The organism is Maribacter hydrothermalis, assembly GCF_001913155.1.
Lineage (GTDB): Bacteria > Bacteroidota > Bacteroidia > Flavobacteriales > Flavobacteriaceae > Maribacter > Maribacter hydrothermalis.
Window position 1 is genome coordinate 2860172 of sequence record NZ_CP018760.1, and the last position, 14796, is coordinate 2874967.

At 37.8% G+C, this 14796-nt stretch carries 9 protein-coding genes and 1 other RNA gene; 5 read left to right on the plus strand and 5 right to left on the minus strand.

Annotation, left to right across the window (positions count from 1 at the left end):
• The first annotated feature begins 768 nt into the window (after positions 1 to 768).
• The gene (locus tag BTR34_RS12200; protein WP_068483867.1) at positions 769 to 1854 is read left to right on the plus strand and encodes an alkaline phosphatase family protein; all 1086 of its coding nucleotides are present in this window, start codon (positions 769 to 771) and stop codon (positions 1852 to 1854) included.
• A gap of 194 nt (positions 1855 to 2048) precedes the next feature.
• Here BTR34_RS12200 and BTR34_RS12205 read toward each other — a convergent pair whose 3' ends face one another.
• The gene (locus tag BTR34_RS12205; protein WP_197496148.1) at positions 2049 to 2660 is read right to left on the minus strand and encodes an SIMPL domain-containing protein; all 612 of its coding nucleotides are present in this window, start codon (positions 2658 to 2660) and stop codon (positions 2049 to 2051) included.
• 326 nt (positions 2661 to 2986) lie between these two features.
• On the minus strand, positions 2987 to 3886 hold the full coding sequence (locus BTR34_RS12210; RefSeq protein ID WP_068483847.1) for a nucleoside hydrolase: 900 nt from the start codon (positions 3884 to 3886) through the stop codon (positions 2987 to 2989).
• A gap of 635 nt (positions 3887 to 4521) precedes the next feature.
• Between BTR34_RS12210 and BTR34_RS12215 the strand changes: the two genes are divergently transcribed.
• From BTR34_RS12215 to BTR34_RS12225, 3 genes are read left to right on the plus strand one after another with little or no spacing between them, the layout of a single operon-like run.
• On the plus strand, positions 4522 to 4989 hold the full coding sequence (locus tag BTR34_RS12215; protein ID WP_068483849.1) for a hypothetical protein: 468 nt from the start codon (positions 4522 to 4524) through the stop codon (positions 4987 to 4989).
• A gap of 20 nt (positions 4990 to 5009) precedes the next feature.
• Complete coding sequence (locus BTR34_RS12220) at positions 5010 to 9548, plus strand: T9SS type B sorting domain-containing protein (protein ID WP_074472136.1); 4539 nt, start codon at positions 5010 to 5012, stop codon at positions 9546 to 9548.
• Between the two features lie 18 nt (positions 9549 to 9566).
• Entirely contained in the window at positions 9567 to 10454 is an 888-nt protein-coding gene (locus BTR34_RS12225; protein WP_068485823.1) for a PorP/SprF family type IX secretion system membrane protein, read from the plus strand.
• 383 nt (positions 10455 to 10837) lie between these two features.
• Here the strand turns inward: BTR34_RS12225 and ssrA are convergent.
• Positions 10838 to 11238, minus strand: a transfer-messenger RNA (tmRNA) gene (gene ssrA, locus BTR34_RS12230).
• A gap of 208 nt (positions 11239 to 11446) precedes the next feature.
• Between ssrA and BTR34_RS12235 the strand changes: the two genes are divergently transcribed.
• Positions 11447 to 12652, plus strand: a complete 1206-nt coding sequence (locus BTR34_RS12235; protein ID WP_068485825.1) for an NAD(P)-dependent oxidoreductase — start codon at positions 11447 to 11449, stop codon at positions 12650 to 12652.
• 29 nt (positions 12653 to 12681) lie between these two features.
• Here the strand turns inward: BTR34_RS12235 and BTR34_RS12240 are convergent, their stop codons facing one another.
• Complete coding sequence (locus tag BTR34_RS12240) at positions 12682 to 13065, minus strand: ribosomal maturation YjgA family protein (protein WP_068485827.1); 384 nt, start codon at positions 13063 to 13065, stop codon at positions 12682 to 12684.
• A gap of 312 nt (positions 13066 to 13377) precedes the next feature.
• A complete protein-coding gene (locus BTR34_RS12245; protein WP_082960206.1) occupies positions 13378 to 14778 on the minus strand; it encodes a DUF4153 domain-containing protein in 1401 nt (466 codons plus the stop codon).
• Between the last annotated feature and the right edge of the window lie 18 nt (positions 14779 to 14796).

Genomic DNA, 14796 nt, shown 5'->3' on the forward strand with positions numbered 1-14796 from the left:
AAAGTACAAAGTATTAAGTATAAAGTATTAAGTACAGAGTACAAAGTAGAAAGTACAAAGTATTTAGTAAAGCGTTAAAATCACGAACAACGAATAACGAAGTATTAAGTATAAAGTACAAAGTATTTAGTAAAGCGTTAATTTTAACAGCCATCAACGAACAACAAACAACCATCAATGAACAATCATACGCACTTTTGAATTGAACTTGAGTTTTGAGCTTGAACTTGTATTTGAATTTGTTTTTTTTTCATCAACGAACACTTGTGCTGAGCGTAGCCGAAGTGACATGGTGTGTTCCAAAGTTCTCGACTGCGCTCGAAATGACATTTAGAAAGTATCGGTCATTGAGCGTAGCCGAAGTGAAATTGTGTGTTCCAAAGTTCTCGACTGCGCTCGAAATGACATTTTGAAAGTATCGGTCGCTGAGCGTAGCCAAAGTGACATCGTGTGTTCCAAAGTTCTCGACTGCGCTCGAAATGACATTTTGAAGGTATCGGTCACTGAGCGTAGCCGAAGCAACCGACAACCATCAACGAACAACGAACAACAAAGTATTACGTACAAAGTACAAAGTATTAAGTATATTGTATTTAGTAAAGCGTACTAAGTACTTAATACTTTGTACTTTGTACTTACAACGCGAAGCGTTAAAACCATCAACGAACAACCATCAACGAACAACCATCAACGAACAACCATCAACGAACAACCATCAACGAACAACCATCAACGAATAACCAACAACGAACAAGGAACCACATGCAAATGAAAACACTACATAAATTAGTACTAGCAACGTTAATTCTTACTTCGTTGACCAGTAAAGGGCAGCAAGAAAAGAATCCGAATGTATTTTTAATCACCCTGGATGGGGTGCGTTGGCAAGATGTTTTTACAGGTATCGATACCAATTTACTCAATAGCAACTATACCCATAATAAAGAATTGTTAATCAGTAAATATGTAGGGAAATCTGAAGAAGAAAATAGAAAAATGCTCATGCCCTTTTTCTGGAATACCATTGCAAAAGAAGGTCAATTACATGGGAACAGAACAAAAGGTAGCACGGTAGACCTTACCAATAAAATGTTGTTTTCCTACCCTGGGTATAATGAAATTTTAACCGGTAAGGCAGATGATGAGCATATTAACAGTAACGATAAAAACTATAACAAGAATGTGACCCTATTGGAAACAGCCAATGCTTCAGAACTATATAGGGGTAAAGTTGCGGCTTTTGCGAGCTGGGATGTATTTCCGTTTATCATCAATGATAAAAGAAGTGGTGTGCCGGTAAATGCAGGGTACATGGATGCTGTTGGGGCGTTGAATGAAAAGGAGAAATTTTTAAATGAAATACAACGTCAGGCACCTATAATCTGGGAGAGTGTACGGTTAGATGTATTTACCCATCACTTTGCAAAGGAATATATACAAAAAGAGCATCCAAAATTAGTCTATATCGCTTATGGTGAAACGGATGATTTTGCACATGAGGGCGCGTTCGATTTTTATATGAAGTCGTTACAAAATACCGATGCCTTAATTGCCGATTTATGGGAGTATGTACAAAACGATACCTTTTATAAAGACAATACCTATTTTATCATCACTACGGATCACGGTAGAGGCGATGGCGTAGCGGAAAGTTCTAAATGGACGAGCCATGGTGCGGATGTGCAAGGTGCGGAACACACGTGGTTGGCCATTATAGGTCCTGGCATTTCTAAAAAAGGAGAAGTCAGCAACGAACAACTGTTCACTAATCAAGTGGCGCCTACAGTAGCTGAAATTTTAAAATTGGAAACCAATGCTACCAATACGCCGGCGAAACCACTGGAGCTAAACTAAGCGCTTTTATTGGTACCGCCAAAGGGTATAATACCCCGAGGCTTGCCTCGAAATTAAAAGTTCGTTTCGGGCGAATGCCTCTTGGGCTTGCCCCGAGGTAGTTTACACTCGTGCTATTTTTGAATATATAAAAAGTGGCTGCTTATGAATTAAACAGCCACTTTTTATTGTTTTGTAAAGTATTGGTGTACCTTTTATTTCATTTGGTAAACAACGCTTACCGTAAATTGTTCTTGGTAATCGGTGTAGTAACTTACCCAGTCTTCATTTTTATACTGGTTGCTACTAATAGAAATGATATCGCCAACAGTAGTATTTATAGCCTTGCAAAGTAGTGTGGCATTGGCCATGGCATCTTTTAAGGCAATTTCAAGCGCTTCCTTATTTTTTTCCGGAGCTACAGATTGCTTTACTTGAAATTGTAATGAAACCCCTTGTAAATTGGTCTTTACTAATTTCATCGCTATTTCTTTAGAATTGGTTTCGTAGTAAAGAACAGTACCATCACGTTGGTATCCTAAAGAAAAATATTCCATTTCTTTTTCTTCGAATTTAGAAATATCGATTCCTTGTTCTTTAAGCGCATTAAAATATTGTTTTTTTAACTGATCTAGATTTTCTAAGCGGGTATCGGCATAGTACACCTGGTCCATGCTAAGGGTGGCTTTTATTCTGTAGTTGTCGATTATTTTTTCTAACGGCGCCATGCCTGTTACGGAGACGGTGCGTTCTTTTAAATTTGTTTGTGCTTCAATTGAAGACATACATAAGAACACAAGAAGAATAAATGATGCTAATTTTTTCATTGATACGTATAGTTTATGATTCATCAAATTTAGGCTATTATTTCTATGGAATAGAGTTGATTTTATGAATATTAAATTGAGTTCAATACATAGTAGCGGCTTCTTTGTTCGATAATAAAGATATAAATGATGGGACGCCTGACTACCGTTTGGGCAAGCTAGTATGGTAATTTACTTTTAAATTTCTTTTTAATGTCCCGGCGGACTTGCTTCGGGATAATTATTCGATAATTGAGATTTAAATGTTAAGAGGCTTGCCTGGAAATAATAATAGAGCTTCCTAGAAATGCCTATTGGACTTGCCCTGAGGTTGTTTACGTAAAAAATTAGTTTTTGGAAAATTGTAAAATATGCAAATAAAAATCCTCATAAATTGCGGGAGCATCGACCGATTCATAAAAATTAATTTCCCTGTTACCACTATCTCTAGAAGTTTTAACAGTTGTTAGTTTTCCCATTTCTGGATAAATAAAGGTGGTAATTAACGCTAAATCCCAAAGCACTCTATTTCTTCTACCCGAATCAATATGATCATACCAGCGCTTGTTTAAGAACTTGCCCAAACTCGTATGCTCAATTTTGGTCTTCATAAGCTCAAAATCTATGTGCATGGCCGATGCAACACTTACCGGCATAATGGTCATTTCTACTGATGATTCAAGTAAATAGTCGAGTGCAAATTGATCCATTGCACAGTTAAAATCATTTCGCTTTAGAATTTTATGTTCAAAATCCATCGTGGTACCCAACCAATGCACCTTAATTTTAGAAGCTATGCTTGGGTCTATAAATAGGGCGGAGGCAACGTTTGTTAACGCGCCTAATACCAGTATCGGTAATTTACGTTCTTCGGAATGCTGCTTGGCCTGTTTAATTATTTCGTACGCAGCTGCCGAATGTTGTGCTTGATCGCCCCAATCGTACATACGAGCTATGGCTCCCCTATTGGTTTTAACGGACAGTCCCATTTCACCAAGAAGCTGCTGGTTTAAACGGTGACTATTTTCCATAGAATTCTCAACGGCCCAATGACTCGTTTGCCAATGCGCGGCATTTAAAGCAATTACGTTGACCGTGGGTTCTATAAGTATACGGGCCAAGGCATAGAGGTCATCAACTTCGTTTCCCGTATCTGCATCCACGATAATATCTTTCTGACCATGTGCAATTCCAAAAATTAACAAGCTCAACAGTACGAGATAACTAGAAAAAATTCTTGATTTCATAAATAGATACGTATAATTTTTAACAAGATAGAGGAAAACCGAAAATGACCAAAACTTGACAACTATAAACTGCAGGCACAACTGCCATTTATACTAGTATTAGGTTTTGATAAAAAGGGCAATTAAAAGTAGATGTTACAATTTACGACTTCCATCGATAAAAATGGCTAAGTGAACTACACCGTTACCGGGATCAGTTCTTGAAAATAACTTTACACCAAATTAAGCCATATGCCTATGTGTAAATACGTATACCTTGATAATCAATATAATAAGTGAATAGCCGACATCTAAAAAATAAAAACCGACAACTTTTATAAAAAGTTAACAACCGCTAGGCAAGACCACGAAATATTCAATTTCAAATTTAAATCTGCATTGTAGGGTAGAATGAACAAAAGGTCAACCGAATTAAAACCACAGCTTACAGTAGTTCACCATAAAGTATCGATAGTTTAAGGGAATTGTAAGTAAATTACTTCAATATAGGAAAGAAAAAAAGAACACACTTACAATTTGAAGGATTACACCTACAATAAAGTAATGATACACAACAAAGGTAGGAAAAATAGTACTTAATCGGATATTTTTGCTGTTCATCTATAAAACATACAAAATCATCTAATTACTATTTTATGAAAACAAGTGTACAAATTGTAAGCAAATTAATAACAATCCTCCTTCTTTTTTATTCCTGTTTTAGTACCGTAAGGGCTCAGGAAAATAATGGACATGAATATGTAGGTCAACTACCTGAAGCGATTATTTCGCAGAGTTTAAATAATGCCAAATTATGGGAAGAATCTACGGTAAGTTTTACTGACGTTCCTACCTTATATGTCTTAAACCATGGAGTAGAATTGGACCTACCTTCAAATTTGGTTGTAAGTGGTAAGCCAGTTGTACTTATAAATAAAGGAGATATAAATGCTTTGGGGAATCCTCCATATTTCCTATTTCACACATTAAAAATAGATGAGGTAAAGGCTTTTGTACGCATCTATCTATCCTATGATGTAAATGGTGAACGAACAACCAAGAATGAAGAACTATACTTTGTGAAAACCCAAAATGGTTGGGAAGTATCCAATAATCAATTATAACCTCCAAAATAAGTTTAAATATGAAATTCAATACACTAAAACTAGTATTGGTCTTTTTGTTTTTGGCCAATATGTATACCATACACTCGCAAACCAATCGGGTATTAAATAACACTCGACTACGAATTGGTAGTGGAATAGAAAACTCTATAAACAGTGCGGGCAATATGCAGCAACCATTTTATTATAATGGTTCTACGTATCGACAACTAACGTATAGTAATTACCCATTAGACATTCGTTGGGGTGTAGGTGGTGACGGGTCCGCTAGCTGGAATATTAACGGAAATTTTAATGAAAACCCTGTTTTAACCAATCAAGTATACGATTATTCAGGTTTTACCATTACCAATAATACTACAGGAGAAGGTTACGGACAAATAAAAACTACGGGTGAAATAACGGTTAATAGTCAGCTGTTCAGGGTAGAAAATATTTTTGAACTACTACAGCCCGAAGGTTACATTGCCATTAAGGTAAAAATAACCAATATTAGTGCTTCACCAGCAACGAACGTTCGTTTATGGGTAGGTACCAGAGATGATTATGTAGGTGGTACTGACGTACCAACAAAACAAAGAGGTAATTTGGTGGATGAAGAATTTGTCCAAATAGCAAATCAAGCAGACCAAGCGAAAGCAATTAAGATCTCTACCGCGCAAGAAGCAATTCTATTTTTTAGTAATTCGGACAGAGCGTATTCTACAATTAGTAGTTGCTGTTCGTTTACCAATGCTACCAACCAGGACCCGGCAACAAATGCTATAACCCAAACAGGAGATGGTTCTTATGCACTTTATGTTCGCTTTGATGATTTAGCTGTAAACGAAAGCGATGAGCTTATTTGGTATTATGGTGCTGGTACATTACCGGAAATTGATGAAATTATTAGTAGAGTTGCAAGTGCAGCTATAGGTGCATTTGACAATATCACTTACAATTCTGCCGATTATGCCGCAACAACGGTATCGGACGGCACAGGATATTATGTTTTGGTACCTAGTGGCTCAACACCACCTACCGAGGCTCAAATAGAAGCCGGTGTTGATTATAACGGGGTATCGGTTGTTTTGGCCGATAATGCGGCAATGCTTGCCGACCAGGAGCAAGTTTTTAATTTAACAGGTTTGTCAGCGTTAACGGCGTATGATTTCTATTTTGTTTCTAAATATTTTGATGGCGTTTCGGATGCTTATACTGAAATTATAGATGAAGAATTAAATACGAAAGAGGCTCCGCCGACATTGACCCAAATTAACCCCTCTACAGCGGCATTTGGAGAAACCATAACATTGACCGGGACAAATTTCTTAACAGCCGATGAAGTTCTAATAGGTGGTCTTAATGCTACATTTACCGTAATTGATGCCCAAACTATTGAGGCAGTTGTTCCAAACAACGTACAAGATTTTACCATTACCGTGACGAATGAGAGCGGTACGGCATCAAATAACTCTGAAGGAGAAGGCAATAGTGATGCAGCTTGTAGTACAGGTTGGTCAGCTGCTTGGCAAGAATTGACTACGCCAGTTGCAGGAACATTAAAAACGGTTACATTAAAATTAGCAAATACCCATTCAACGAATTCGTATGATTTGTATTTAGAGTTATATGATGTCGATAATGCGCCGGGTTCTTCGGACACAGGATTAAAATTCAGTAATTCAATTGAGACTTCACAGGTAACTACAGTTGCGAACAATACTGCTGCTTCCGAAATTACGTTCACTTTTGATAGTAGTGTAAATTTATTGGAGAATACAAATTACTATGTGGTACTTGTCGGTTCTGGGACCAATCCTCCAATTACCGGGAATCAAGGAATTTTTAAAAATTGCACGAGTTCTCCAGATGGCGGAGCTGCAGGGAATTTAGGAACTTTATACCATAGCTTTACTATGGGCCCTGTATTTGATATTAGTAATCCGCCTACAGCAATAAATAGTACGCCTTCTAGTATTGAAGAGAATAATGAAGTAAATGATGTTGTTGGTAGCTTAACCGCTACGGATGCAGATGTTAGTGATTCCCATACGTTTCAATTAATTGCAGGTGCTGGCGATACGGATAATGCTAGTTTTAGTATTTCTGGAGCAAACTTGGTAGCGAGCGAAATATTCGATTTTGAAACTAAATCCACTTACAGCATCCGCATTTTAACAACAGATGAAGATGGTAATACCTATGAAGGTACTTTAACAATAACCATAACCGATGAAGTAGATGAAGATGCGGATAGTGACGGAATTAAAGATTCTATAGATAATTGTCCTGCAATTGCAAATGCGGATCAATTGGACACGGATAGTGATGGAGCGGGTAATGTATGTGATACCGATGATGACAATGACGGAACGTTAGATGCGGAAGATGATTTCCCATTAGATGATTCGGAAGATACCGATACGGATGGTGATGGAACAGGCGACAATGCCGATACCGATGATGACAATGACGGAACGTTAGATGCAGAGGATGACTTCCCATTAGATGATTCGGAAGATACCGATACCGATGGTGACGGAACAGGCGACAATGCCGATACCGATGATGACAATGACGGAACGTTAGATGCGGAAGATGATTTCCCATTGGATGATTCGGAAGATACCGATACGGATGGTGACGGAACAGGCGACAATGCCGATACCGATGATGACAATGACGGAACGTTAGATGCGGAAGATGACTTCCCGTTGGATGATTCGGAAGATACGGATACCGATGGAGACGGAACAGGCGACAATGCCGATACCGATGATGACAATGACGGAACGTTAGATGCAGAAGATGACTTCCCGTTAGATGATTCGGAAGATACCGATACCGATGGTGACGGAACAGGCGACAACGCCGATACGGATGATGACAATGACGGCACTTTAGATGCGGAAGATGACTTCCCATTAGATGATTCGGAAGATACGGATACCGATGGAGACGGAACAGGCGACAATGCCGATACCGATGATGACAATGACGGAACGTTAGATGCGGAAGATGACTTCCCATTAGATGATTCGGAAGATACGGATACCGATGGAGACGGAACAGGCGACAATGCCGATACCGATGATGACAATGACGGAACGTTAGATGCAGAGGATGACTTCCCGTTGGATGATTCGGAAGATACGGATACCGATGGAGACGGAACAGGCGACAATGCCGATACCGATGATGACAATGACGGCACTTTAGATGCGGAAGATGATTTCCCGTTAGATGATTCGGAAGATACCGATACCGATGGTGACGGAACAGGCGATAATGCCGATACCGATGATGACAATGACGGAACGTTAGATGCAGAGGATGACTTCCCGTTAGATGATTCGGAAGATACCGATACCGATGGTGACGGAACAGGCGACAATGCCGATACCGATGATGACAATGACGGTACGTTAGATGCAGAGGATGATTTCCCGTTAGATGATTCGGAAGATACCGATACCGATGGTGACGGAACAGGCGACAATGCCGATACCGATGATGACAATGACGGCACTTTAGATGCGGAAGATGACTTCCCATTAGATGATTCGGAAGATACGGATACCGATGGAGACGGAACAGGCGACAATGCCGATACCGATGATGACAATGACGGAACGTTAGATGCGGAAGATGATTTCCCATTAGATGATTCGGAAGATACCGATACCGATGGAGACGGAACTGGCGACAATGCCGATACGGATGCTGACAATGATGGTACGCTAGATGCCGAAGATGCTTTTCCGTTAGATGATTCGGAAGATACCGATACGGATGGTGATGGAACGGGCGACAATGCCGATACCGATGCTGACAATGACGGTACGTTAAATGCGGAAGATGACTTCCCGTTAGATGATTCGGAAGATACCGATACCGATGGTGACGGAACAGGCGACAATACTGATGATTTGCCAAATAATCCTAATGAAATTAAGGATACCGATGGTGATGGTACAGGAGATAATTCAGATGCCTTCCCTAATGATCCAAATGAAGATACGGATTCAGATGGCGATAATGTTGGTGATAATACAGATGTTTTTCCTAATGATCCTAGTGAAACAATCGATACAGATAACGACGGAATTGGCAATAATGCCGATACCGATGATGATAATGATGGGTATTCTGATGCGGTTGAAGCAGAAGAGGGAACAGATGCGAACAACTTAAATGATATCCCTAATGATAATGACAACGATGGTATTCCGGATAGTACGGACTTAGATGATGATAATGACGGGGTAAATGATGATAATGATAGCTTCCCAACAACAGAAGAACCTTTATTAATACCGGCCCAGGCTTTTACGCCTAACGGCGATGGTATTAACGATACTTGGATTGTTCCAGGGATAAACAATTATCCAAATAATCTGGTGCAAGTATATAATCGCTGGGGACACGAAGTATTTATTGCAAGTAAATATCAGAACGATTGGAGTGGTAGACATAAATCAAATTCAGATATGTTGCCATCAGGTTCTTACTTATATGTAATAGATCTAGGGAATGGTACGCCTCCTATAAAAGGCTGGATATTTATCAATTATTAATCATAATACAGTTATAAAATGAAGTATATATATAAAATCATAGTTATTCTTGTCTTTTTAATGGCGATAAAAGTATCGGCTCAACAAGACCCAAATTACACCTTGTACGTGTATAATATGAACCTAATAAATCCCGCGTATGCCGGTGCAAATAATACCACTGACTTGGGTGTTAATATTCGTAGTCAATGGTCTAATGTAAAAGGCGCACCAGAAACGCAAAGCTTTATTTTTGGTACTCCTGTAGGTAGTAATCTAGGTGTAGGTTTATCCATTATTAGTGATAAAACTTTTATAGAAAAACAAACCTCTATTGCTGCGGATTTTTCCTATCATTTACAACTTTCAGAAAATCATGATCTGTACTTAGGTTTAAAAGCAGGGTTTAATTCTTATAATGCCAATACAGAGGGGTTAGTGACGTATGGGATTCAACAAGACCCTAATTTAATGAACCTTAGCGGTCGGTTTAATCCCAATTTTGGAGCAGGTGCATATTTTAGCCATGAAAAATATTTTTTATCACTTTCTATGCCTAAAATTTTAACTAATGACCGATTAGAAGAGGAGAATGGTACGGCTAGGGCCGGTTCAGATAAACAACACATTTATCTGGGTGGAGGCTACAATATTTCTTTAAGCGGAAATATGGTTTTAAAACCTAGTGTTTTACTGCGATATGTTAATGCTTCCCCTTTATCTGTTGATATTACTGCCATGTTAGAATTCAGTGAGTATTTTAATTTGGGAGCAGCTTATAGGGTAGATGAAAGCGTTAGTGGTTTAGCTATTTTTAAAGTTTCTAACTCCTTAAGAATAGGGTATGCTTATGAAGTTTCTACCCAAAGTGCAGTGAGGTATATGGATAATGGTACGCATGAAATTATGTTAAATTTAAAATTATAAGATTTAGTTAGTAGTGTTGTTTTAAGGTAAAAACCTGTAAATCATTGATTTACAGGTTTTTTAATTATGTGTTATACTAATTTTTAGCAGGGTTATTGGCGTGAGACCATTTTATTTAATTTCTAAAAGATGAAATTTTGAATTTGGTCAAGTGAAAAGTTCGGCACTTTATAGGCGAACAACGAGTAACGAAAAAAATCACCTTAAGGGTGGTTTTTTGAAGTGGAGCCGGAGGGGGTACCTTACGGTTTTCCCAAAAGCTTCTGTTCTGCAAATACAACTGTTAAGGCTAAAAAAAAAGCCTTGGTGTATAAAAACAAAAATCCCAAACAAGTGAACTTGATGGGATTTTTTATTTTCATCCACAATACAGTTGTGGGTGATCGTGGAGCCGGAGGGAGTCGAACCCTCGTCCAAACAAGCAATTAAAGTGCTTTCTACATGTTTAGAATCTGATTGGTTTTCGATGTGTACCTGACCAGAAACCGCCTAATACACACTTATCTTCTTAAGATTTTGGTGGTGTCGCCAAAGTGAGCGGACACCCTTATGTTGACTTTTCTGGTGCTCCTATAAGAATCGCCATCAACAAGGGCTATTCAGGAACATCTCGCTTCCCTACCTTGTAGGGACGAGGCTAAATCCTACTATAATTCGGATTAAGCGGCAAGAGCGTAATTATTTTCGCCAATTAAAAGTGTGAAAAATGAGATTAACGAGCTGTTTCCCAGCGCTCGACATGCTTACAATTCAACTGGTCTCGCTGTCAAAACCGGTCGGCCCCAATATGTAAATGAACTTAATGCGCTCTATTTGTGCGTTTCCTTTTCTGCAAAAAGGTCGGGCTTTCGGCAGTACACGGTACTTGCCTCTATCCCTAACGCGGGCAGCAAAGCTAATAAATCTTTATGAACCACTATAATTTTTATGGCGACTAAAGCACAAGTGTTTCTAATTGCATAATTTAGTACAATATTTATACCAAACCAGATATGAAGTTCGGAATCATTAGAGAACGTAAGAATCCGCCAGATAAGCGGGTAGTATTATCCCCAAAAGCCTGTCAAAAGGTCTTGAATACGCATAAAAAGGCAGAAATTATTGTTGAACCTTCTCCTATTAGGACTTATTCAGATGATATGTATCGGCAATTAGGGCTTACCGTAGCTGATGAAATGAAGAACTGCGATGTGCTGTTAGGCGTAAAAGAAGTACCTATTGAATCGCTTATTCCCAATAAAAAATATTTTTTCTTTTCGCATACCATAAAGAAACAACCGTATAATAGAAAATTACTAAAAGCCATACTTGAGAAAAATATAGAAATGTACGACCATGAGGTCATTACCAATGCACAAGAACAGCGTGTTGTTGCTTTTGGTAGGTATGCGGGGATAGTAGGTGCGTATAATGGTTTTAGGGCGTACGGTTTAAAATTTGGATTGTATCAATTGCCAAAAGCAAGTGAGTTAATAGACCAAGCAGCGCTTATTGATGAGCTGAAAAAACTTCGCCTGCCTAGTATACAAGTATTGCTTACGGGAAGAGGAAGGGTAGGTAATGGGGCAAGAGAAATGCTTGATGGTATGGGTATGCGAAGAGTTACCGTGACAGAATATTTAGAAGAAACTTTTCATGAACCCGTCTATTGCCAAATAGATGCAGGTGAATACAATAAAAGAAAAGATGGTGTTCGGGGTAATAAAGCTAACTTTTTTGCCCACCCAGAGGAGTATAAATCTAACTTTTTTCGTTTTGCTAAGGTGACCGATTTATACATTGCCGGTCATTTCTATGGTCAAGGCTCCCCATATCTTTTTACCAGAGAAGATGCCAAAAATAAAGATTTTAAAATTCGTGTGGTAGCTGATATAAGTTGTGATATTGATGGGCCAGTGGCCACAACGATAAAACCTTCTACAATTGCAGATCCTATTTATGGGTACGACCCAGAATCTGAATCGGAGACCGATTTTAAGAATAATGATGCCATTGCAGTGATGGCCGTTGATAATTTACCTTGTGAACTACCTAGAGATGCTAGTGAAGGTTTTGGCGAAGCATTTATAAAAAATGTAATTCCGGCTTTCTTTAATGAGGATAAAGATGGCGTACTGCAAAGAGCACGTATGACACAGAATGGTAAACTTACAGCGCGCTATGCCTATCTACAAGATTATGTAGATGGTAAAGAGTAAGGTGTTTTAAGCCTGGTTGTTTGATTTTTTTAATTAATTAGTAGAAACTGTTTTCGTATTTCTAAATACGTTACCGTGAGTATACCTAAGGTGTAGGCAATTAAATCTTGAATGCTAAAGACGTTACCGAAAATTAAGTTGGCCCATTTGTTTTGTTGAAGTCCCAAATATTCTAAAAAAGGAGTAAGCTGTAAAAACTCTATGACAAAAGCTATGCTTAATGTTGCCATTCCTACAACTAAATCATTGGCCCTCAAGAACGATTTAAAGAAGCAAAACAAGAGAATAACTACTAAGTAATCTCCAAAAGTGTGCCTTATAAATCCTGATTCTAAAAACACGGCTATTGAAACTTCTATGGCGAACAGGAGTATAAAAGCCGTGAAATAAGTTTTATGGAATTTAAACTTCATGTGAGTTGTAATTATAGGGTTAAGGGTTCAATATATAGATATATAAAAAACTAATAGGGTAATTTAAAAGAACCAAGATTAACGTCATCGTATGCTCTAAAATATCTTTAGTGTTTTTCAATACATGTATGAATTTTATAATCAATAGTAAACCGGATATGGGGATATAACTTATTAAGACTATGATTCCTATTATTGGAACCAAATGATGTGTTGTCGCTAAAGCAATGAGCATTAGCAAAGTGGCTACGAGCCCATATATTGTTGCTATCCTAACAATTCTTCGGTTCCATTTATGTTTAACGAGAACTATCATTTTGTATCTGTACTAACCAATTGCGTAAGGGTGTATTCTTGCCAAGTTTTAGTAGCTTGTACAGTTAAGTAATCCGTATATTTTTCCTGAATACGATTTCGTAAATTTTCATCCATCTCATTCAAATCGGCATATTCATATAATTGTCGACTATTAGTATTTCCCAAGCTAATGAGGTAATTTATATCAGGGTTATGAAGTGTGCTTATGTTAAACCATGTAATGGTATTATCCCAAGGAATAGCGGCACTAAGTATTAAGAATGCAAATACGGTTGCTAAATTGGTCCGCACCAAATACACAAAACTCTTTACCCGAGCCACTTTTATATACGCTGTAATCAACCCTGTTAAATTTAGCATTAGGTATACAAAAACACCAATACGTTTGTACGTAAGGCCTAAGACCTCTACGTAAGTAAAATTTTTATAGCCGGTAAAAATAAGTAGTAGAAGATTAAGGCAGATCCATACATAGGTAAGTGATTTAATATGCTGGTTTTTCTTGTAAAAATTAAGATTCCCCCTAAAGAAATAGAGTATAAGAACTATGGCAATAACTACAGAAAATAGTAACGCATAGACCCCTTGGTGCACGGACTCGGAATATGCCGCGTTAGTCATTTCTGTTTTTTGTACTATATAAATGATATCTGTCGCTAAAAAGAAAAGAAGCAAAAGGTTTAGTGCAGTAAATATGATGGTACCTAGGGTATGCTCACTTTCTAATTTCTGTTTTTCAGTAATGATAACTTCTTCAGTAGGCTTCTCTAAATGGTTTTTTTGTGCTAAATCGAAGGCCACTAATTCCCTTGCATCTAATGGCTTAAGTATGTTTAGGAAAAGGATGTACCCTAAAAAGGTGAAGACAAGCCAAGGAATACTAACAAAATTAAAATTGATTTGAACTATAAGATTATCAAAAACCGGATTAGCATTTTTATATAATACGCCAAAGAGTACCAAAAGCAATACAGCAAAACAAGCACCTTTTAAACGGTTAATAACCTGTGGCGAAAAAGTATGTTTTGGACGTTCTTCTGTTTCTTTGTTTTGTTTTTGCGTGTAGTTTGCCACAAAGGCAATAAGCAGATTAGACAAGCCTAATAACCATGATAAATAAAGAGAGGTAGTGTTAGAAATAGATTTGCCAATAAACACAATGAGCGCCAAAAAATGGACAAAAATTGAAAAACCAGAAGGATTTAAGAATACAAGAATAGCTGTAACGCTATATATTAAAGCATATTTCCAAGCGGTTGTTCGTTCTTTATTGATGGTGGCGGTAAGAACAATGACCAAGATGGATATTAAGAATAGATTTAAGCCAAAACTCTTACTATAAAATAATAAGCTAAAGGCTATGGCAGACAGAATTGATTTAATGTGAATATTCATAATTATAATTATTTAGCG

What these genes read in the sequence shown, in the direction of transcription:
- BTR34_RS12200 (WP_068483867.1), top strand. Translation starts at nt 769, where the DNA reads ATGAAAACACTACATAAATTAGTACTAGCAACGTTAATTCTTACTTCG.
- BTR34_RS12205 (WP_197496148.1), bottom strand. Translation starts at nt 2,660, where the DNA reads ATGAAAAAATTAGCATCATTTATTCTTCTTGTGTTCTTATGTATGTCT.
- BTR34_RS12210 (WP_068483847.1), bottom strand. Translation starts at nt 3,886, where the DNA reads ATGAAATCAAGAATTTTTTCTAGTTATCTCGTACTGTTGAGCTTGTTA.
- BTR34_RS12215 (WP_068483849.1), top strand. Translation starts at nt 4,522, where the DNA reads ATGAAAACAAGTGTACAAATTGTAAGCAAATTAATAACAATCCTCCTT.
- BTR34_RS12220 (WP_074472136.1), top strand. Translation starts at nt 5,010, where the DNA reads ATGAAATTCAATACACTAAAACTAGTATTGGTCTTTTTGTTTTTGGCC.
- BTR34_RS12225 (WP_068485823.1), top strand. Translation starts at nt 9,567, where the DNA reads ATGAAGTATATATATAAAATCATAGTTATTCTTGTCTTTTTAATGGCG.
- BTR34_RS12235 (WP_068485825.1), top strand. Translation starts at nt 11,447, where the DNA reads ATGAAGTTCGGAATCATTAGAGAACGTAAGAATCCGCCAGATAAGCGG.
- BTR34_RS12240 (WP_068485827.1), bottom strand. Translation starts at nt 13,065, where the DNA reads ATGAAGTTTAAATTCCATAAAACTTATTTCACGGCTTTTATACTCCTG.
- BTR34_RS12245 (WP_082960206.1), bottom strand. Translation starts at nt 14,778, where the DNA reads ATGAATATTCACATTAAATCAATTCTGTCTGCCATAGCCTTTAGCTTA.